This is a genomic window from Stenotrophomonas sp. I18B00994 (genome assembly GCF_014145825.1).
Taxonomy (GTDB): domain Bacteria; phylum Pseudomonadota; class Gammaproteobacteria; order Xanthomonadales; family Xanthomonadaceae; genus Stenotrophomonas; species Stenotrophomonas maltophilia.
The window spans coordinates 146,754-164,637 of sequence record NZ_JACIUW010000001.1; the positions used below are offsets into that span (position 1 = coordinate 146,754).

18 protein-coding genes are annotated in these 17,884 nt (G+C 65.0%); 13 read left to right on the forward strand and 5 right to left on the reverse strand.

Annotated features, from left to right (window positions below; genetic code table 11):
* Positions 1 to 31: 31 nt before the first annotated feature.
* The 4 genes from H4O10_RS00685 (at position 32) to H4O10_RS00700 (ending at position 4,024) form a co-directional block, all read left to right on the forward strand.
* Positions 32 to 1,036: a PHB depolymerase family esterase gene (locus H4O10_RS00685; RefSeq protein WP_099596128.1), complete on the forward strand. Its 1,005-nt coding sequence runs from the start codon at positions 32 to 34 to the stop codon at positions 1,034 to 1,036.
* A 128-nt stretch (positions 1,037 to 1,164) separates the two neighbouring features.
* Positions 1,165 to 2,313, forward strand: coding sequence for a serine hydrolase domain-containing protein (locus H4O10_RS00690; protein ID WP_012480326.1), 1,149 nt, complete (start codon positions 1,165 to 1,167; stop codon positions 2,311 to 2,313).
* A gap of 245 nt (positions 2,314 to 2,558) precedes the next feature.
* Positions 2,559 to 3,371 (forward strand): trypsin-like serine protease, encoded by an 813-nt coding sequence (locus H4O10_RS00695; protein ID WP_012480325.1) that lies wholly within the window; start codon positions 2,559 to 2,561, stop codon positions 3,369 to 3,371.
* Between the two features lie 83 nt (positions 3,372 to 3,454).
* Complete coding sequence (locus tag H4O10_RS00700) at positions 3,455 to 4,024, forward strand: hypothetical protein (RefSeq protein ID WP_225792127.1); 570 nt, start codon at positions 3,455 to 3,457, stop codon at positions 4,022 to 4,024.
* Here H4O10_RS00700 and H4O10_RS00705 read toward each other — a convergent pair.
* Genes H4O10_RS00705 through msuE form a run of 3 tightly spaced genes read right to left on the reverse strand, consistent with a single transcriptional unit; the run spans position 3,981 to position 6,676 of the window.
* Positions 3,981 to 5,015 (reverse strand): methionine synthase, encoded by a 1,035-nt coding sequence (locus tag H4O10_RS00705; RefSeq protein ID WP_012480323.1) that lies wholly within the window; start codon positions 5,013 to 5,015, stop codon positions 3,981 to 3,983. The two genes, H4O10_RS00700 and H4O10_RS00705, sit on opposite strands and share 44 nt — an antisense overlap.
* Before the next feature lie 39 nt (positions 5,016 to 5,054).
* A complete protein-coding gene (locus H4O10_RS00710; RefSeq protein WP_012480322.1) occupies positions 5,055 to 6,032 on the reverse strand; it encodes a DUF1852 domain-containing protein in 978 nt (325 codons plus the stop codon).
* 56 nt (positions 6,033 to 6,088) lie between these two features.
* Positions 6,089 to 6,676 carry an FMN reductase gene (msuE, locus tag H4O10_RS00715; RefSeq protein WP_012480321.1) on the reverse strand — a complete coding sequence of 196 codons (588 nt, stop codon included), beginning with the start codon at positions 6,674 to 6,676 and terminating at the stop codon, positions 6,089 to 6,091.
* Between the two features lie 75 nt (positions 6,677 to 6,751).
* On the opposite strand from msuE, the gene H4O10_RS00720 reads away from it, so the two are divergent.
* Positions 6,752 to 7,666: a LysR family transcriptional regulator gene (locus tag H4O10_RS00720; protein ID WP_012480320.1), complete on the forward strand. Its 915-nt coding sequence runs from the start codon at positions 6,752 to 6,754 to the stop codon at positions 7,664 to 7,666.
* Complete coding sequence (locus tag H4O10_RS00725; RefSeq protein ID WP_012480319.1) at positions 7,666 to 8,535, forward strand: methylenetetrahydrofolate reductase; 870 nt, start codon at positions 7,666 to 7,668, stop codon at positions 8,533 to 8,535. Before H4O10_RS00720 ends, H4O10_RS00725 begins: the two co-directional genes overlap by 1 nt.
* Positions 8,536 to 8,927: 392 nt before the next feature.
* Here the strand turns inward: H4O10_RS00725 and H4O10_RS00730 are convergent, their stop codons facing one another.
* Positions 8,928 to 9,173, reverse strand: coding sequence for a hypothetical protein (locus tag H4O10_RS00730; RefSeq protein WP_012480318.1), 246 nt, complete (start codon positions 9,171 to 9,173; stop codon positions 8,928 to 8,930).
* Between the two features lie 170 nt (positions 9,174 to 9,343).
* Here H4O10_RS00730 and H4O10_RS00735 point away from each other — a divergent pair, with 170 nt between their 5' ends.
* From H4O10_RS00735 to H4O10_RS00745, 3 genes are all read left to right on the forward strand, one after another.
* Entirely contained in the window at positions 9,344 to 9,775 is a 432-nt protein-coding gene (locus H4O10_RS00735; RefSeq protein WP_043033421.1) for a BLUF domain-containing protein, read from the forward strand.
* Positions 9,776 to 9,815: 40 nt separating this feature from the next.
* Positions 9,816 to 10,184, forward strand: coding sequence for a hypothetical protein (locus H4O10_RS00740; protein ID WP_134946164.1), 369 nt, complete (start codon positions 9,816 to 9,818; stop codon positions 10,182 to 10,184).
* A 93-nt stretch (positions 10,185 to 10,277) separates the two neighbouring features.
* Entirely contained in the window at positions 10,278 to 12,926 is a 2,649-nt protein-coding gene (locus tag H4O10_RS00745; protein ID WP_012480315.1) for an excinuclease ABC subunit UvrA, read from the forward strand.
* 65 nt (positions 12,927 to 12,991) lie between these two features.
* Here the strand turns inward: H4O10_RS00745 and H4O10_RS00750 are convergent, their stop codons facing one another.
* Positions 12,992 to 13,894 (reverse strand): LysR family transcriptional regulator, encoded by a 903-nt coding sequence (locus tag H4O10_RS00750; protein ID WP_005409730.1) that lies wholly within the window; start codon positions 13,892 to 13,894, stop codon positions 12,992 to 12,994.
* Positions 13,895 to 14,003: 109 nt separating this feature from the next.
* Between H4O10_RS00750 and H4O10_RS00755 the strand changes: the two genes are divergently transcribed.
* The 4 genes from H4O10_RS00755 (at position 14,004) to H4O10_RS00770 (ending at position 17,867) form a co-directional block, all read left to right on the forward strand.
* Positions 14,004 to 15,125 (forward strand): 4-oxalomesaconate tautomerase, encoded by a 1,122-nt coding sequence (locus H4O10_RS00755; protein WP_012480314.1) that lies wholly within the window; start codon positions 14,004 to 14,006, stop codon positions 15,123 to 15,125.
* Between the two features lie 75 nt (positions 15,126 to 15,200).
* Positions 15,201 to 16,259, forward strand: a complete 1,059-nt coding sequence (locus H4O10_RS00760) for an ABC transporter substrate-binding protein (protein WP_044571384.1) — start codon at positions 15,201 to 15,203, stop codon at positions 16,257 to 16,259.
* A gap of 14 nt (positions 16,260 to 16,273) precedes the next feature.
* On the forward strand, positions 16,274 to 17,107 hold the full coding sequence (locus H4O10_RS00765) for an ABC transporter ATP-binding protein (RefSeq protein ID WP_005413494.1): 834 nt from the start codon (positions 16,274 to 16,276) through the stop codon (positions 17,105 to 17,107).
* A complete protein-coding gene (locus tag H4O10_RS00770) occupies positions 17,091 to 17,867 on the forward strand; it encodes an ABC transporter permease (RefSeq protein ID WP_005409726.1) in 777 nt (258 codons plus the stop codon). The genes H4O10_RS00765 and H4O10_RS00770 overlap by 17 nt, the downstream gene beginning before the upstream one ends.
* The last annotated feature ends 17 nt before the right edge of the window (positions 17,868 to 17,884 follow it).

A 17,884-nucleotide genomic window follows, 5' to 3' on the forward strand; every position in this document is an offset into this window, starting at 1 on the left:
TCATCCACGACTCACGCATGAGGATCTGGCCATGAAATCCGGAATCGATTCGATCAAGGTTGTATTGCTGGTGCTGTGCAGTTGGCTGGTGATGGCGGGCAGTGCCCTCGCCTCAGGCCCGGCCGGGCATTGGGACGTTGGCCTGTACGGCAATCTGTTCGGCGCCCGCGAGTACCAGGTGTGGGTGCCGGCGGGCTACGACGACCAGCAGCCGCTACCGTTGCTGCTGGTGCTGCACGGCTGCGTCAACGGGCCCAACCTGATGGGGGAGGCGTCAGGCTTCAATGATGTGGCCGACACCGAAGGGTTCATCGTGGTCTACCCCCGGCAGAACGTCACCTCCAATCCGGCCCGCTGCTGGAACTGGCAGCTGCCGATCAACCAGGCCCGCGACAGCGGCGAAGCGTCGATCCTGGCCGGCATCGTGGACGAGGTGAAAGCGGACTACAGCGTGGATCCGCGCCGGGTCTATGTCACCGGCATTTCGGCAGGTGGTGCGATGACCTCGATCATGCTGGCCTGCTATTCGGATGTGTTCGCTGCCGGCGCCATCCACTCCGGTGGCATGTTCAAGGGCGCGACCACGATTTCCGGCAGCGCCTACGCACTGCTGGCCGGCAGCATCTATTCGCCGGACAGCAATGGCCGTCTGGCGTGGCAGTGCTCGGGTTCGCCGTCGCCGCGACCGCTGCCGGTGCTGGTGTTCCATGGCAGCGCCGATCTCACCGTCAATCCGGTGAACGGCCAGCAGGCCGTGCGCCAGTTCCTGCAGACCAATGACCTGGCCGACGACGGCCTGGACAACGACTCGGTGAAGTACGTGCCGACCAGCACCTATCACGGCCAGGTGCCGGCCGGCCGCGGGTATACCGTCGACACCTACGCCTACGGTGGCAGGACGCTGGTCCAGCACTACGTGGTGCAGGGCATGGGGCATGCCTGGAGCGGCAGCCAGTCGGGCCTGCCATTCACCGACCCGAAGGGGCCGGACGCCACGCTGATCACCTGGTTGTTCCTGAAGGACTACCAGCGCTGACGGGGGGCAGGGGGCCTTCCAGGGAGGGGCGCGACTGGAGGTGCCGGATGGCACCTTCAGCCGCTCATGGCAATCGATTATCGTGAGCGCCCGTTCCCACGACCTTCAAGCGCCGGCGCATGGAATCCATGTCAACGACTGCCCGAAACCGGCAATGGCTCAATGCCGTCGTGCTATCCGCAGTGCTCCTTGCCGTCGGCTGCGAGGGCAGGAAGGCACCGCCGAACGATGTGGGGGCGGCGGTCGACGAGGCGGCCCATGCCCTGATCGAACAGCCTTTGCTGCACTCGGCCTCCATCGGCGTGGTGTACCGGGGCAAGACCTTCATCCGTCACCGCGGCGAGATGGTAGCCGGCAAGCCCGATGTGCCGACCGACGCAACGCTGTATGAGATCGGCTCGCTGAGCAAGACCCTGGCGGGCACGTTGATGGCCCGTGCGGTGCTTGAGGGCAGGGTGGGCCTGGAGGATGACGTTCGCAGCTACCTGCAGGGCGACTATCCGAACCTGCAGTACCAGGGCCAGCCCATACGGGTCCGTCACCTGCTGTCACACACCAGTGGCCTGCCGAACATGCTGCCGGAGCGGGCGAACACCGTGTTGGAGGACTTCACCGATCACCGCGTGCCCGGTGAACTCAGTGCCCTCTATGCGGATTACGGCAAGCCGGATTTCCTGAGGGATCTGCACGCCGTGCGGATCCCACGGATGCCCGGGAAAGAGTACGCCTACTCCAGTGCTGGGACGGAGCTGACGGCCCACATTCTGGAAGGCGTCTACAAGACCGACTACACGTCATTGCTGCGTGGCTTCTTCAGCGACGCCGCAGCAATGACCAGCATCGGGATCAGGCTGGGGAGTGCGGAAAAAGACCGTCTTGCCATCGGCTACCACAGCGACAATCCGGTGCCGACCTCGCCGATGCCACAGTTGCCATGGGGCGCGTCCGGCAACGTCAAGGCAACAGTGCCCGACATGGTGAAATACCTTCAGTTCCAGCTGGCCAACGGCCCGGTGGTGCAGGAATCGCATCGCACTCTGGCCAGATTCGACGACGAGTTCAGCATCGGCTATTTCTGGAACATCGTCGCTGGCGATCGCCAGAAGGGTGTCTATTACGCCCACCACGGTGGCGTTCCACGCTCGCAGTGCTACATCTACATCATGCCGGAGCACGATCTGGGCATCTTCGTGATCACCAACCAGAGCGGCGACCGGACCGCGCGTGCCATGGAGGCGGCGATCGATACCCTGGTCGGGAGAATCGCGGCGCGTTGAACCTCCCGCTGAGGCTCGGGCCCACGCGGCCCGGTCCGTGGACCAATGTGGCTTCGCAGGACGACGTGTCGGACAAGCCTGGAACCGATCTGGACAGACTGCTCGGCCCCGGCGGCTGTCGGCCGCAGGGCTTTGCGCTCGCATTCCTGGCGTTCGTCGCTGGATATCATCGTTGGTCGCATGGTCTGCGCCGCGGCAATGCCCTCGGCTAGGCTATAGCGATCGACCGCAGGGATGACGACCCCATGAACCGCTGGCTTTTCCTGGCGCTTGCTGCGCTCCCGTTCACTGCCGGTGCCGTGGTCATCCGTGATGACGTTGACGACGCCCGGTATCAGATCGATGCCTCTGTCTTCCCGGCGCTGGCTGACATGCCGGGTGAAGGACATGGCGTTCTCATCGCCCCGCGCTGGGTACTGACCGCAGCGCATGCGGCACCCATGGAAGGGATGGAAGAATCCATCTCCATCAATGGACGCGCCTATGCGGTCGAGCGCGTCTTTGTGCATCCCGGTTTCAGAAGAATGCCGGAGGCCCTGGGCAAGGAGGCGCTGGCGACAGGAAATCCCTCCAGGATCCACGCGTTCCTGGCAGCATCGGATGACATCGCACTGATCAGGCTTGCGACTGCTGTAAAGGATGTACAGCCCGTAGCGCTCTATCGCGGTGCTGCCGAAGTCGCGCAGATCGCGGCCCTGATAGGAAAGGGGGCTACCGGCAATGGCGTCGTAGGGCTGGTGCCGGGCGGCCCGCATCGCACGACCCTGCGGCGGGCATTCAACGCGATTACCGGCGGCAACGAACGGTATCTCTGGTACCGGTTCGATCCGCCACCGCAGGCCCTGCCGCTGGAGGGGGTTCTCGGCAACGGTGACAGCGGCGGTCCGCTGGTGATTGATGATCACGGAACGCCGCAGCTGGTGGGGCTTGGTTCGTGGATCACTGCGGTTCCAGAGCATGCGCTCGAGGCGGGGTTCTATGGCCAGGTGGTCTACAACGTTCGCGTATCGCGCTACATCGACTGGATCGAAAGCATCAGCCGTGACGCGTCACATTGATTGCTTTTCGTGGAGGCGTAGCAGTGCAGGGGGGCGTTACCCTGATCTCAGCCGGTGCGACGGGCGTTCGTATGCTTCCCATCATGGGCTCATCATTTCACCGTCCAGATTTCATGATCGTCACCCGGCCGTCCGGCTGGGTGCAGAGCGGCGAGCGCTGGGATCTGTGGTGGAACGGCCGTTCGGTGGCCAGTATCGTGCCGCATGCCGTGCTCGGGTTCCGCCTGAAACTGGACGCACGCAGGATGTCACAGAGCAAGGTCGTGTCCGTCGCCAGCGCCCGCCAGGCGAAGCGCTACGCCGAGCGCTGGTGCGCGGCGCGGCTCTGCCCACAACTGCCACTGCGTGACGCCGTCGCCCGACTGGTGCAGAGTGCACCCGAACCGGGCGCCGTGTTCGCGCCGCCACTGACCCGGACGCAGCGGCAGCAGGCCCGGCGCCTGGCCGAGGCCGGCGCAAGCGAGATGGGGCGGATCAAGGAAGCGCTGGCGCCACGGCCGCGCGTGATGGCCGCCAGGCCCGAGGTGCAGGGACGAGGTGGAACCTGGTCTGTGCCCGGCCAGAATCCATCCTCGCCGCACCGAAACGGGAACACCTCCCCAGCCAGGGTTACGCCGAAAGCTCCTCACGCACGATCCTGGCCCCTTCGCTGAGCGCGCGCAGCTTGCCGCGTGCCACTTCCCGTGCAAGCGGCGCCATGCCGCAGTTGGTGCTTGGGTAGAGTTTGTCGGCATCCACGAACTGCAGCGCCCTGCGCAGCGTGTTGGCCACGTCTTCCGGCGTTTCCACCGTATTGGAGGCCACGTCGATGGCGCCCACCATCACCGTCTTGCCGCGCACCAGTTCGATCAGGTCGATCGGCACGTGCGAGTTCTGGCATTCCAGCGAGATGATATCGATGCTGGAGGTCTGCAGCTTGGGGAACGATTCTTCATACTGCCGCCATTCCGAGCCCAGTGTCTGCTTCCAGTCGGTGTTGGCCTTGATGCCATAGCCGTAGCAGATGTGCACCGCCGTCTGGCACTTCAGGCCCTCAACCGCACGCTCCAGCGCGGCCACGCCCCAGTCGTTCACTTCGTCGAAGAACACGTTGAAGGCCGGCTCATCGAACTGGATGATGTCGACGCCAGCGGCTTCCAGCTCCTTCGCTTCCTCGTTGAGGATCTTCGCGAACTCCCAGGCCAGCTTTTCGCGGCTCTTGTAGTGCGCGTCGTACAGCGTATCGATCATGGTCATCGGGCCGGGCAGGGCCCACTTGATCGGCTGCGTGGTCTGGCGGCGCAGGAACTTCGCATCCTCGACGAACACCGGCTTCGGACGGCTCACGGCGCCGACCACGGTCGGCACGCTGGCATCGTAGCGGTTGCGGATGCGGACCGTTTCGCGCTTCTCGAAATCGACGCCGCTGAGGTGCTCGATGAAAGTGGTGACGAAGTGCTGCCGGGTCTGTTCGCCGTCGCTGACGATGTCGATGCCGGCGTGCTGCTGCTCCTGCAGGGACAGGCGCAGTGCATCCTGCTTGCCTTCAGTCAGGCCGTCGTCCTGCAGCTTCCAGGGTGACCAGAGCTTCTCGGGCTCGGCCAGCCAGGAGGGCTTGGGCAGGCTGCCTGCGGTGGAGGTGGGAAGCAGTTTCTTCGTCGACATTGCGTCTGGTTTCCTGGGGGCGAATGGGGAATCAATGGATCAGCGGGCAGCCCACTGCTCAAGCACGGCGCGGTACGGCTTGATGAAGTGTTCTTCGGTAAACCGGCCCTGCTTGACCGCCAGCTGGCTGCGCTCTTCGCGGTCGTAGACGATGCGGGTGGAGGAGTAATCCTGGTGCTTCAGGCTGGGCTGGTAGACCTTGCCGGCCACGGAATTGGCGTTGTAGATCTCCGGGCGGTAGATCTTCTGGAAGGCCTCCATCGTGCTGATGGTGCCGATCAGCTCCAGGTTCGAGTAGTCGCCCAGCAGGTCGCCCTGGAAGTAGAACGCCAGCGGTGCGACGCTGCCCGGCGGCATGAAGTAGCGCACCTGCAGGCCCATCTTGTCGAAGTACTGGTCAGTGGGAGAGAACTCGCCCTGGCGGTATTCCACGCCCAGGATCGGGTGGTGGTTCTCGGTGCGGTGATAGGTCTTGCTGCTGGATACGCTGATGCAGATTACCGGCCCCTTGCTGAAGTTGGCGCGGTAGGCCTCGGACTCCAGGAAATGCTTGAACAACTTGCCATGCAGGTCGCCAAAGCCCTCCGGGATGCCAAAGGTGGCCTTCCCTTCGTTGCTGGCCGGCAGCACCACGCTGAAATCGTAGTCGCGCACGTAGGACGAGAAATTGTTGCCGACGATGCCTTCGATGCGCGCGCCGGTGCGGGTGTCGACGATGGTCGGGCGCAGCACCTCGATCAGCGGGAACGGATCACCGCCACCGCTGCTGCCGATGTGCATCTCCACCGAGATGATGTCCAGCTCGACCGCGTAGCGATCCGCGCTGGGGTTGTCCCAGTGCGCCAGATCGTTGAAGCGGTTGTTGATCATGCTGATCGTGTTGCGCAGGTTTTCCTGGCGGGACGCGCCGCGGGCAAGGTTGGCGAAATTGGTGGTGATGCGCGTCCCGTCGGCAGGCTGGTAATCCTCGTTGAAGGGGATCTGCGTGATGCTGAAGGTGAAGGTGTCGGTCGTCATGGGTGGCGTTCCGTAGTGCGGGGTGACATCCGGATGCGGGCGAGGGCATCCGGCATTCAAAGTGCTGCGGCCGCTTCCAGGTCGGCAAGGCGCTGGCGAGGCAGGTCCAGCAGCGGCATGGCCCGCCGCACCGCCAGCCGTGCGCGCTCGACCAGGGCGTCGTTGTGCACGCGACCGTCGGCGAAATCCCGGTCGGTGGCGTAGACGCCCAGCGGCAGGGTGCGCGCCTGGAAGAAGCTGAAGAGCGGGCGCAGCTGATGGTCGATCACCAGCGAGTGGCGCTCGCTGCCGCCGGTCGCGGCCAGCAGGATGGGGGTGTCGACCAGTGCGTCCTGGTGGACGAAGTCGAAGAAATGCTTGAACAGCCCTGTGTACGAGCCGCGATAGACCGGCGTGCTCACCACCAGCACATCGGCCTGCTCGACGGTGGTCAACTGGCGTTCCACGGTGTCGGGCAACTGCGAACGCCAGAGCGCACCGGCCAGCTGCGGGGCCAGTTCGCCCAGTTCGACCAGGTGCTGCTCGCTGTGGATGTCCTCGCCGATCAGGCCCATCAGATGCTCGGCCAGGGTGGCGGCCTTGGAGGGGCGCTGCAATCCGCCGGACACGGCGACGATTCGAAGGGGGCGGGCAGGTGAAAGCATGACCCGATGCTAGCCATGCCCTTCCATGACGTAAAATGGTATTACTTCACCTATCCATGAGCAGGATTCATCGTCATGCTGGAGCGGATCCACCTCAGCATCGTGCAGCAGGTCGAGCAGCAGGGCTCGCTTACCGCGGCCGCCGGCGTACTGAACCTGACCCAGTCGGCCCTGAGCCACAGCATGAAGAAGCTGGAACAGCAGCTGGGCACTGATGTATGGCTGCGCGAAGGCCGCAGCCTGCGCCTGACCCAGGCCGGGCAATACCTGCTGGCCGTCGCCAACCGCGTGCTGCCGCAGCTGGATCTGGCCGAGGAGCGGTTGGGCCAGTTCGCACAGGGCGAGCGCGGCGCGCTGCGCATCGGCATGGAATGCCATCCCTGCTACCAGTGGCTGCTGAAGATCGTCTCGCCGTACCTGGCCGCGTGGCCGGATGTGGATGTGGACGTCAAGCAGAAGTTCCAGTTCGGCGGCATCGGCGCGCTGTTCGGCTACGAGATCGATCTGCTGGTTACCCCCGATCCACTGCTCAAGCCAGGCCTCAAGTTCATTCCCGTGTTCGACTACGAGCAGGTGCTGGTGGTGGCCAGCAACCACGCCCTGGCCAAGGTGGATTACGTGAAGCCGCGCCAGCTCGGCCAGGAAGTGCTGATCAGCTATCCGGTGCCGTTCGAGCGCCTGGACATCTACAACCAGTTCCTGCTGCCGGCCGGCATTACGCCGCGACGGCACAAGGCCATTGAAACCACCGACATCATGATGCAGATGGTGGCCAGCGGTCGTGGCGTGGCCGCCATGCCGCGCTGGCTGGTGGAAGAGTACGCCACCCGCATGGACGTGGTGCCGGTGCGCCTCGGTGCGAAGGGCATTCCCAAGCAGATCTATCTGGGTGCGCGCGAAGCCGATACCAGCATCGACTACCTGCAGGCCTTCATCGAACTGGCGCGGAACAGTTCGCCCCTGGCCAGCAATGCAGGCGTGGGCGCGTGATGTCCGCGCCTACGTCGCTGCGGGTGCAGGCCTTCCTTGATGCTTTTTCGCTGGAGGTGAGCGCCAGGGCCATGCCGGCGCTGGGTGCCGAAGCCACCCGCATTCCGCGTGGCACCACGATCTCCATTCCCTGGCTGGCCAGCGAGGACGACGACGCACGCCTGGCAGCGGCGCGCAGGGTGCGTGAACTGGGCTTCGAGCCGATGCCGCATCTCTCGGCGCGGCGCATCGGGTCGCGTGCGGTGCTTGAGCGCTTCCTGCAGCGTGCCGCCAACGAGGCAGGTGTCGCCCAGTGCTTGGTGATCGCCGGCGACCTGGCCACGCCCGCCGGACCGTTTGCTGACAGCGCTTCGATCATCGAGAGCGGCCTTCTGGAGAGGGCCGGTATCAAGGTCGTCGCCATCGGCGGTCACCCCGATGGCCATCCGGTCCTGGGCAGTGACGCGTGCTGGCAGGTACTGGAACACAAGTGCCAGTCCATCGAAGCGCGCGGCATGGCGCCAATGATCATCACGCAGTTCGCCTTCGATGCCGACATCGTCCTGGCCTGGTTGCACGCGCTGCGCGCCCGTGGCATCCACGTTCCGGTGCTCGTTGGCGTGCCGGGCCCGGCAAGCATCGCGCGGTTGGTACGCTACGCCGCAATGTGCGGGGTGGGGGCCAGTGCATTGATGCTGTCCCGGTATGGCATCTCGATCGGCCGGTTGCTGGGCAGCGCGGGCCCGGAGGTGTTCGTGGACCGTCTGGCGGGCGGTTTGACTGATGCCCACGGGTTGGTCAGCCCGCACTTCTTTCCGTTCGGTGGAATTGCCCAGTCGTTGGACTGGATCAACCAGCATCGGGCGCTGCCATCGGTTGCCCGCCGCTGACAGGCCATCAATCGTGCCTGCCGGGCAGCGCATGACCCGGTGCCGCCCCGCTCAGCCCCGGCGGTGGCGTATCCCTGACGGGGTACTGATCAGGCCCGCATTGCTGATGGCCTGGCGCGTACCGCACGCCCGGCACGCAAGCACGGTTCCTCCTCGCACATGCTCCATTTCCTGCTCGCCCCAGACGCTGGTTGCGCCGCAGGCCGTGCAGGTGGCTTCGATCTGCAGGGCACGGGCCAGGTCGCCCTCCGCGCCTGGCGTGTAGGTGAGGTCCCTGATCTTGAATAGGCCGGTATGACTCATTGGAACGCCGTTGTGGGTGCACTACGGGAAGATGCGAGGCGAAGGTGTCGACAGGGTTGGCACAGTGTCGAGAAACGGCGCGCTTCAGCTCATGCATCACTACGCAGCACGAACTCCTCCAGCCGCGCCCGGCTGACGGACTGGTGGTTGCCACAGCCTGGGCAACTGAGCGAAGCAGCGCCGTTGAGATCGACGAGGCCATGATCAGGAATGGCGCGGAACTGCCTTGAACACTTCAGGCAGGAACAATCGATCCGGGTGACCTGCAGCAGGGTGCCATCCTCACGCGCCACTCCTTCGACGCTGTTTACATAGAACTGTCCGATGTCGCGCATGAAGATGAATAAAGCCCTGAACGTATGGGGGCGTTCATCATGCCGCCTGTCGCGCTGCTAGGCGCGAACCGTATTCTGAAGAATTAAGAATACGCATCACGGCTCGGACTTGCGCCGGGTGCTAGAGTGTGAATAGGTGCCGACGTGGCCCTGCATTCAAGGCGAAGTCCATGCCCATCCGGGCCGTTGTATACGCAAGCCAGGCCGTTGAAGGCCTTTCGATTGACCGCCTGGAAGCACTCGTCACCGATGCCGCGAGGTTCAACAAGCTTGCAGGGGTGACAGGCGTGCTGCTGCATGACGGCACGCGATTCGTGCAGTACTTCGAAGGGCCGGAAGATGGGGTGGCCAGCGTTTACGAGCGGGTGCTGCAATCGACCAGCCACACGGATGTGGTGGAGCTGGCCCGGGGACGTGTCTCTACCCGGCAGTTCCCCTATTGGTCGATGCACCAGCTTCCTGCCGACCAGCTTCTGGTCGGCAGGCTTGCCAGGGCCGACTGGTCACGCTTCAAGAGAAGCCAGCCCGAGGAGATTGCGGGTTCTGCGTGGGGTATCGATGTGCTGGCCGCCGCGGTTGAGCCCTACGTGCACGCCGCTTAGTTTGCGGTTCGGCGGCCGCTCCCTTGGGATGTGCAGCGACATGAAGGCTTTCATCACGCTCATCGCCGCATTTGCTGCGGGCCCGGCGCTTGCCGATGCCCCGCTGCTGCCGCCGGAGAGGTTCACGGCATGCTCCCCCCGCGCGGAATCTCTGTACCGATTCGGATCCAGCCGTCAATTCAACGCGGGTAATGCCACAGGAATCGGGCCAGGATGCCTCGCTGATACCCGGATGGCATCGCGGGTTGTTCCCGTCGGACGATGGGGCTCGGTCGTGGTCGGCTGCGAAGGCATGAACCTGGTTCCGGCTGACGTGACGTTGAGCGAGCCGGTGCTGCATTTCTACAATCGCGGCCGCCTGGTTCGCACGGCTACGCTCGATCAGTTGTATCGGCGCACCATGGCGTGACCACGCCATCACCCGCATTCACTCCACAACAGCGAAAATGCACTATCGGGCGCGCCCCTACGCGCGCCGCTCACTGCCTGCAGGATCGCGAAGATGTCCAAGCCCCCCTTTGGTGAATCGTCATGTGCCGCCGCTGCCAGCGGTTGCGTCGAGGTGCGCGGCGCGCGCGAGCACAACCTCAGGAATGTCGACGTCTCCATCCCGCGCAACGCATTGGTGGTGTTTTCCGGTGTTTCGGGCTCCGGCAAGTCATCGCTGGCGTTCGGCACGATCTTCGCGGAGGCGCAGCGGCGCTACTTTGAGTCGGTTGCGCCGTATGCACGGCGCCTGATCGACCAGGCCGGCGTGCCCGATGTGGACGCCATCGACGGGTTGCCGCCGGCAGTGGCCCTGCAACAGCAGCGCGGCGCCAGCAACGCGCGCTCATCGGTGGGCAGCGTCACTACGCTGTCCAGCCTGGTGCGCATGATGTATTCGCGTGCAGGTGCGTACCCGGCCAACCAGCCGATGCTTTACGCCGAGGACTTTTCGCCCAATACCCCGCAGGGCGCCTGCAGCACCTGTCACGGGCTGGGGCACGTCTACGAGGTGACGGAAGCCTTGATGGTGCCGGATCCGTCGCTGAGCATCCGCGAGCGCGCCATCGCCTCCTGGCCGCCGGCCTGGCATGGCCAGAACCTGCGCGACATCCTGGTCACGCTCGGCTACGACATCGACGTACCGTGGAAGAAGCTGCCGAAGAAGGATCGGGAGTGGATCCTGTTCACGGAAGAAACGCCCACCGTGCCGGTCTATGCAGGCTTCACGCCTGCCGAGACCCGGGCTGCGCTCAAGCGAAAGCTCGAGCCGAGCTACATGGGTACATACACCGGCGCGCGTCGCTATGTGCTGCATACCTTCGCCAACACCCAGAGCGCGCTGATGCGCAAACGGGTTTCCCGCTACATGGAAGGCAAGCTGTGCCCGGCCTGCCACGGAAAGCGCCTGAAGCCGGAAGCGCTCTCGGTCACCTTCGCGGGCGTGGATATCGGTGAGTTCATGCGGTTGCCCCTGGATCAACTGGCGGATCTGCTGGAGCCCATCGCGGAAGGTGATTTCGGCGCACACAGCAAGGGTGCACCTATCAGCAGGCATGCGACACCCCGCGATCGTGCCCGGCGCGCCGCGAGTGGCCGCGCGACGCACGAGGGCGCCCCCGACGTGCGCCTGACCTCGGCCCTGTCCGAAGAGAAGCGGCTGGCCGCTCAGCGGCTGGTGGGCGGAGTCATGGGGCGGGTACGGCAACTGCGCGAGCTTGGCCTGGGCTATCTCTCGCTGGACCGCGCCACGCCCACGCTGTCCGCCGGCGAACTGCAGCGCCTGCGGCTGGCCACGCAGCTCAGCTCGTTGCTGTTTGGTGTGCTGTACGTGCTCGACGAGCCTTCGGCCGGACTGCATCCCGCCGACAGCCAGGCGCTGTACGACGCGCTGGACCGGCTGCGTGATGGTGGCAACTCGGTGTTCGTGGTCGAGCACGATCTGGAGCTGATGCGCCGCGCGCAGTGGCTGGTGGACGTGGGCCCGGAGGCCGGCGAGCGGGGAGGGCGCGTGCTCTACAGCGGTGAGCCGGGCGGCCTGCGCCAGGTGCAGGAGTCGCGCACGGCACTGTATCTGTTCGACCAGGTACCCGCGCCCACCCGTCGGCAGCGCACCGCCACCTACTGGCTGGAACTGCAGGGCATCCATCGCCACAACCTGCAGGGAGTGGACGCGCAGGTGCCGCTGGGTTTGCTGACGGCCGTGACCGGCATTTCGGGGTCGGGCAAGTCCAGCCTGATGGCACAGGCCTTGCCCGAGCTGATGCTGCTGCACCTGGGGCATGAACCCGCGGACGATGGAGCCGAGGCGTCGCCGAACGACGGGCCGACGGTGATGGAAACCACGCGAGGCCAGTTGGCCGGTGATGTGGACGCCATCCAGCGGGTCGTGCAGGTCGACCAGAAGCCGATCGGCCGCACGCCACGCTCCAACCTGGCCACCTATACCGGGCTGTTCGATCACGTGCGCAAACTGTTCGCGGCGACGCCCGCCGCACGTCGTCGTCGCTTCGATGCGGGTCGTTTCTCGTTCAACGTAGCCAAGGGCCGATGCGAAACCTGCGAAGGCGAGGGTTTCGTGAGTGTCGAACTGCTGTTCATGCCCAGCGTCTATGCCCCATGCCCCACCTGCCACGGCGCCCGCTACAACGAGGCCACGCTGAAGGTGCTGTGGAACGACCGCAACATCGCCGAGGTCCTGCAGATGACCGTGGACCAGGCGCATGCATTCTTCATGGCGGAAGAGGTCATTGCCCGGCCGTTGCAGCTGCTGCAGGACATCGGCCTGGGTTACCTGAGGCTGGGCCAGCCGGCCACGGAGCTTTCAGGCGGCGAGGCCCAGCGCATCAAGCTGGCCACTGAACTGCAGCGCAGCCAGCGCGGGCGCACGCTTTACGTGCTGGACGAACCCACCACCGGCCTGCACGCGTCGGATGCGGACAGGCTGCTGGTTCAGCTGCAGCGGCTGGTCGACGCAGGAAATACGGTGGTGATGATCGAGCATGACATGCGGGCGGTCGCCCAGGCGGACTGGGTGATTGACGTCGGGCCGGGCGCAGGCAGCGCGGGTGGCACCATCGTGGCGAAGGGAACGCCGCAACAGGTGGCCCGCGCACGGGGAAGCAGGACAGCGCCTTTCCTTGCGCGCGAGCTGGCTCCTCTGTAGGGCCGAGCCATGCCCGGCCATCACCCTCGGCCAGATCCGGGGGCGGCCTGTCCAGCAAACGATGCTCATGTCTCCCCGCGCCACTGGCTCATCAACATCTGCAGAAAGCGTTCCGCAGTAGGCGAGAGCAGGGCGCCCCGGCGACGGACGATCCCGATCGTGCGCGACACCACGGGGTTACCAATCGTGCGCGTCACCAGGGTCGGATGATCTCCGTCCGGCGTGGCCATCTTCGGCAGGACCGACACGCCGATGCCGGCCTCGACCATGCCCAGTGACGTCGACAGGTGGGTCACTTCGTAGTGCCAGCTCAACTTGAGGTTCTCGCGCGCCAGGGCACCATCCAGCAGCGTGCGGTTGCCGCTGGTGCGATGCACGGTGATCAGCTGGTGCTCGGCCAGATCGGCCCATTCAACCTTGCGCTTGCGGGCCAGCGGATGATCGCGTCGGCAGGCCAGCACGAAGGGATCTTCGGCCAGCACGTCGAAATCGAGATTCGGATCGTTGGCGCCCATGAAGTTGATGCCGAACTCGACTTCGCCACGCTCTACCGCCTGCAGGCCTTCGGTGGCCGGGATATCCAGGATCCGGAAGCGCACGTTGGGATGCGCTTCGTGGAAACGCGCCATCACGCTGGGCAGGAAGTAGAACGCCGCCGTGGGCAGGCAGGCGATGGTGACGGTAGCGCCCCGCGTATCGTCCCGGCCCCGCAGTGAGAACAGTGACCCATCGAATTCCTCCAGCATGCGACGCACCAGCGGCAGCAGGTTCTCGCCGACGGCGGTGGTGCTGACGCTGCGCGTGGTGCGCTCCAGCAGTGGCGAACCCACAGCCTGCTCCAGCTTCTGTATCCGTCGGCTGAGTGCCGGCTGGGAGACGTGCAGGATCTCCGCGGCGCGGTGGAAGCTGCGCGTCTCCGACACCAGCAGGAATGCGCGTAGATCCAGGATTTCGCAATTGATGCTCATTGGGTATCAATCATCCAAAAATCAGCAATTCACAGATCAATTGGGGTCATGCCAGTATCGAATCACAGAGGGGTCATTCATCCCCTATACGCATCAATCTAGCACACGTATGTCCAACGATCTGCTCAGCATTCCCTGCGTACTCATGCGCGGTGGTACATCCAAGGGCCCGTTCTTCCTGGCCAGCGATCTTCCGGCGGACATTGCTGAACGCGATCGCCTGCTGGTGGAAGTAATGGGGTCGGGCCATCCGCTGCAGATCGATGGCATCGGTGGCGGCAACGCGCTGACCAGCAAGGTGGCCATCATCGACCGATCCAGCCGGGCAGACGCCGACGTGGACTATCTGTTCGCCCAGGTACGGGTGGAGCAGCAGGTGGTGGACACATCCCCCAACTGCGGCAACATGCTGGCGGCGGTGGGCCCGTATGCCATCGAGCGGGGGCTGGTGCAGGCTCAGGATCCGCAGACCGAGGTGCGCATCCACAACGTCAACACCGGCAAGCTGATCATCGCCACGGTGGAAACGCCGGGCGGCCATGTGGTCTACCGCGGTGATACGCGCATTGCCGGCGCACCGGGCTCGGCCGCGCCGGTCAGGCTTTCCTTCCTCGATGCCGCAGGCGCCCGCACCGGCAAGCTGCTGCCCAGCGGCCACGCGCAGGAAAGCATCAACGGCATGCCCGTCAGCCTGGTGGACTGCGCCATGCCGATGATGCTGGTGCGTGCCGAAGACCTGGGCGTGCGTGGTGATGCTTCGCCCGCCGAACTGAACGCGGACGCGGCGTTCATGCGCCGGCTGGAAGCGCTGCGCATCGAGGCAGGTGCCCGCATGGGCATCGCCGACGCCGGCAACAAGGTCATTCCCAAGCCGGTGCTGCTGTCGGCGCCGCAACACGGCGGCGATCTGCAGGTGCGTTACTTCATGCCGCACCAATGCCACACCGCACTGGCGATCACCGGTGCGGTCGGCCTGGCTACCGCCGCCGTCACACCGGGCACGCTGGCCCACACTTTGGTCGGATGCCTGTCCGTTCCCGGCAGCATTACCCTCGAACATCCGAGCGGGGACCTGCAGGTGGGCCTCAGTCGCAGCTCGGATGACGCACCGGTGATTGCCAGCGTGGTCCGCACCGCACGCCGACTGTTCGAAGGTCGCGTGTTTGCGACAACGCCAGTGCCTGCCATGGCCAGTTCCACCCAAGCCCGCCAATGGACGTCAGCGGCATGATCTGAACCCGGCAGGGCCGGCGCAGACGCGCATGCCAGCCATTACAACGTAGATGCTTCACTCCTGGGAGGGATGATGTACAAGCAGTTCTTCATGGCCGCGCTGTGCGCGGCCGGTCTGGCCGCGGCCGGTTGCAGCAACAGCGGGCGCCCCGATGGCGCATCCACCGGCACCGGTGACGATGCACCCGTGCGCATCAGCGTCGGCTCCTACAACCTCAACAACCTTCCGTTCTTCATTGCCGATGCCAAGGGCTACTTCAAGGACGTCGGCCTGGACGTAAAAACCGAGAACTTCGCCCAGGGTGGCTCGAAGGTGCTGCAGGCCCTGGTGGCGAATTCCACCGACGTGGCGGTCGGTTTCTACGACCACACCATCCAGATGCAGGCCAAGGGCAAGGACGTGGTGGCCTTCGTGCTGCTCTCGCGCAATTCCGGCCTGGTGATGGCGGGGCGCGAAGATGCCACGTTTGATCCTGCGCGACCGGAGTCCATCAAGGGCCAGAAGGTCGGCATCACGGCCCCGGGCTCCTCGTCCGACTTCTTCGTCCGCCACTTCCTGGCGCAGCACGATATTCCGGCCGACAGCATTTCGCTGATCGGCGTCGGCTCCGGCGCTGCTGCAGTCGCCGCGCTCGAGCAGGGCAAGATCGACCTGCTGGTCAACTACGATCCGGCTGCAACCCTGATCACCGAGCGCAAGGTCGGGAAGATCATCCTCGACGCGCGCAGCGACGAAGGCGCCCGCCAGGTCTATGGCGGGCTGTACCCGACCTCGGTGATGTATGCCAACCAGAGCTTCCTGGACAAGCGCCCCGAAGCGGCCGAGAAGATCGCCCGTGCCGAGCAGATGGCGTTGAAGTTCATCGCCGACAACAGTGCCGAGGAGATCGTTGCCGCGCTGCCGGACAGCTATGTCTCCGGCGACCGCGCCACCTATGCCCGCGCGGTGGAGAACGCCCGCGCGATATTCACCCGCGATGGACGCTTCACCCCGGCCGACCTGGAGACGCCGTTGAAGGTGCTGCGTGAGTTCAATACGGATGTGGCCAAGGCCAACATCGATCTGTCCAGGACCTACACCAATGCCTTCGTCGAGCGTGCCAACGCTGCGGCGCCGGCTGCCCAACCGTAAGCGGAGGTAACCCCATGGCCCTCAATGCCACCGTGCGCCAACTCAACGGCGCACCGCAGCTGGAGCCTGCACAGACCATGGTCGCCATCAACAAGGTGACCATGTCCTTCGGCGAGTTCACCGCCGTTCGCGATGTCGACATCCAGGTAGGTGACGGCGAGTTCCTCGCCATCGTTGGGCCCACCGGGTGCGGCAAGAGCACCATCCTCAATTCCGTGGCGGGCCTGCTGAAGCCATCCTCGGGCGACGTGGCCATCGATGGCCGCACGGTCAGCGGCGTGCAGGAGTCGGTCGGCTACCTGTTCCAGCAGGACGCCCTGCTGCCGTGGAAGACAGCTTTCCAGAACGTCGAGCTGGGCCTGCGCTTCCGCGGCGTGCCCGAAGCCGAACGCAAGGCCAAAGCCAACGCGTGGCTGGCCAAGGTCGGCCTGGCCGGTTTCGAGCATCGCTATCCGCACCAATTGTCCGGTGGCCAGCGCAAGCGTGTGCAGATGGCGCAGGCGCTGATCGTCGAGCCGAAGGTGATCCTGATGGACGAGCCGTTCTCGGCGCTGGACATCCACACCCGCCACCTGATGCAGAACGAGCTGCTGCGCCTGTGGCAGGAGGATCGCCGCTCGGTGATCCTGATTACCCATGACCTGGAAGAAGCAATCGCGCTGGGTGACCGCGTGGTGGTGCTGTCCTCCGGCCCGGCGAGCCGCGTGGTGCGCAGTTTCGACGTGGATCTGGAACGGCCGCGCAATGTGGCCGAGATCAAGCTGGATGACCGTTTCACCGACCTGTACCGCGACATCTGGGCCTGCCTGCGCGGCGAAGTGGAGAAGAGCTATGCACGCCAAGACTGACAAATTCATCCAGCTCGCGCTGGTGGTCGCCGTGTTCGGCGGCTGGGAAGGCGGTATCGCGCTGGGCGTGATCGATCCGTTCTTCTTCCCTTCGCCGACGGCCATCGTGCAGCAGGCCTGGACCTGGTTGTCCGATACCTCGTTCTACCAGCATGTCTACATCACCCTTACTGAAACCGCGCTGGGCTACATCATCGGCACCGGCCTGGGCGTGGCTGGCGGTGTCTGGCTGGGCCTGAGCCGCCGTTCGGCGCGCATCCTCGATCCCTTCATCAAAGGCTTCAACGCGATTCCGCGCGTAGTGCTGGCGCCGATTTTCGTGTTGTGGCTGGGGCTGGGCCTGTGGTCGAAGGTGGCGCTGGCGGTCACGCTGGTGTTCTTCACCACGTTCTTCAACGCCATGCAGGGCGTGCGCGAGGTGAATCCGGTGGTGCTGGCCAATGCCCGCATCCTGGGCGCAAGCCGCAGCGATCTGCTGCGCCATGTCTACTTCCCGGCAGCGGCGAGCTGGATCCTGTCCTCGCTGCGCACCTCGGTCGGCTTTGCCGTGGTCGGCGCGATCATCGGCGAGTACCTCGGCGCTTCGGCGGGCCTGGGTTACCTGATCGCGCAGGCCGAGGGCAACTTCAATGCCGTGGGTGTGTTCGCCGGCATCATCATCCTGGCCGCCTTCGTGCTGGTCATCGACGCCCTGCTGGACGTGGTCGAGAACAAGCTGATCACCTGGCGTCCCAACGCCCAGGCACAGGCCACCAGCTGACCGGGCCGGGCTGAGCC

What these genes read in the sequence shown, in the direction of transcription:
- H4O10_RS00685 (WP_099596128.1), top strand. Translation starts at nt 32, where the DNA reads ATGAAATCCGGAATCGATTCGATCAAGGTTGTATTGCTGGTGCTGTGC.
- H4O10_RS00690 (WP_012480326.1), top strand. Translation starts at nt 1,165, where the DNA reads ATGTCAACGACTGCCCGAAACCGGCAATGGCTCAATGCCGTCGTGCTA.
- H4O10_RS00695 (WP_012480325.1), top strand. Translation starts at nt 2,559, where the DNA reads ATGAACCGCTGGCTTTTCCTGGCGCTTGCTGCGCTCCCGTTCACTGCC.
- H4O10_RS00700 (WP_225792127.1), top strand. Translation starts at nt 3,455, where the DNA reads ATGGGCTCATCATTTCACCGTCCAGATTTCATGATCGTCACCCGGCCG.
- H4O10_RS00705 (WP_012480323.1), bottom strand. Translation starts at nt 5,015, where the DNA reads ATGTCGACGAAGAAACTGCTTCCCACCTCCACCGCAGGCAGCCTGCCC.
- H4O10_RS00710 (WP_012480322.1), bottom strand. Translation starts at nt 6,032, where the DNA reads ATGACGACCGACACCTTCACCTTCAGCATCACGCAGATCCCCTTCAAC.
- msuE (WP_012480321.1), bottom strand. Translation starts at nt 6,676, where the DNA reads ATGCTTTCACCTGCCCGCCCCCTTCGAATCGTCGCCGTGTCCGGCGGA.
- H4O10_RS00720 (WP_012480320.1), top strand. Translation starts at nt 6,752, where the DNA reads ATGCTGGAGCGGATCCACCTCAGCATCGTGCAGCAGGTCGAGCAGCAG.
- H4O10_RS00725 (WP_012480319.1), top strand. Translation starts at nt 7,666, where the DNA reads ATGTCCGCGCCTACGTCGCTGCGGGTGCAGGCCTTCCTTGATGCTTTT.
- H4O10_RS00730 (WP_012480318.1), bottom strand. Translation starts at nt 9,173, where the DNA reads ATGCGCGACATCGGACAGTTCTATGTAAACAGCGTCGAAGGAGTGGCG.
- H4O10_RS00735 (WP_043033421.1), top strand. Translation starts at nt 9,344, where the DNA reads ATGCCCATCCGGGCCGTTGTATACGCAAGCCAGGCCGTTGAAGGCCTT.
- H4O10_RS00740 (WP_134946164.1), top strand. Translation starts at nt 9,816, where the DNA reads ATGAAGGCTTTCATCACGCTCATCGCCGCATTTGCTGCGGGCCCGGCG.
- H4O10_RS00745 (WP_012480315.1), top strand. Translation starts at nt 10,278, where the DNA reads ATGTCCAAGCCCCCCTTTGGTGAATCGTCATGTGCCGCCGCTGCCAGC.
- H4O10_RS00750 (WP_005409730.1), bottom strand. Translation starts at nt 13,894, where the DNA reads ATGAGCATCAATTGCGAAATCCTGGATCTACGCGCATTCCTGCTGGTG.
- H4O10_RS00755 (WP_012480314.1), top strand. Translation starts at nt 14,004, where the DNA reads ATGTCCAACGATCTGCTCAGCATTCCCTGCGTACTCATGCGCGGTGGT.
- H4O10_RS00760 (WP_044571384.1), top strand. Translation starts at nt 15,201, where the DNA reads ATGTACAAGCAGTTCTTCATGGCCGCGCTGTGCGCGGCCGGTCTGGCC.
- H4O10_RS00765 (WP_005413494.1), top strand. Translation starts at nt 16,274, where the DNA reads ATGGCCCTCAATGCCACCGTGCGCCAACTCAACGGCGCACCGCAGCTG.
- H4O10_RS00770 (WP_005409726.1), top strand. Translation starts at nt 17,091, where the DNA reads ATGCACGCCAAGACTGACAAATTCATCCAGCTCGCGCTGGTGGTCGCC.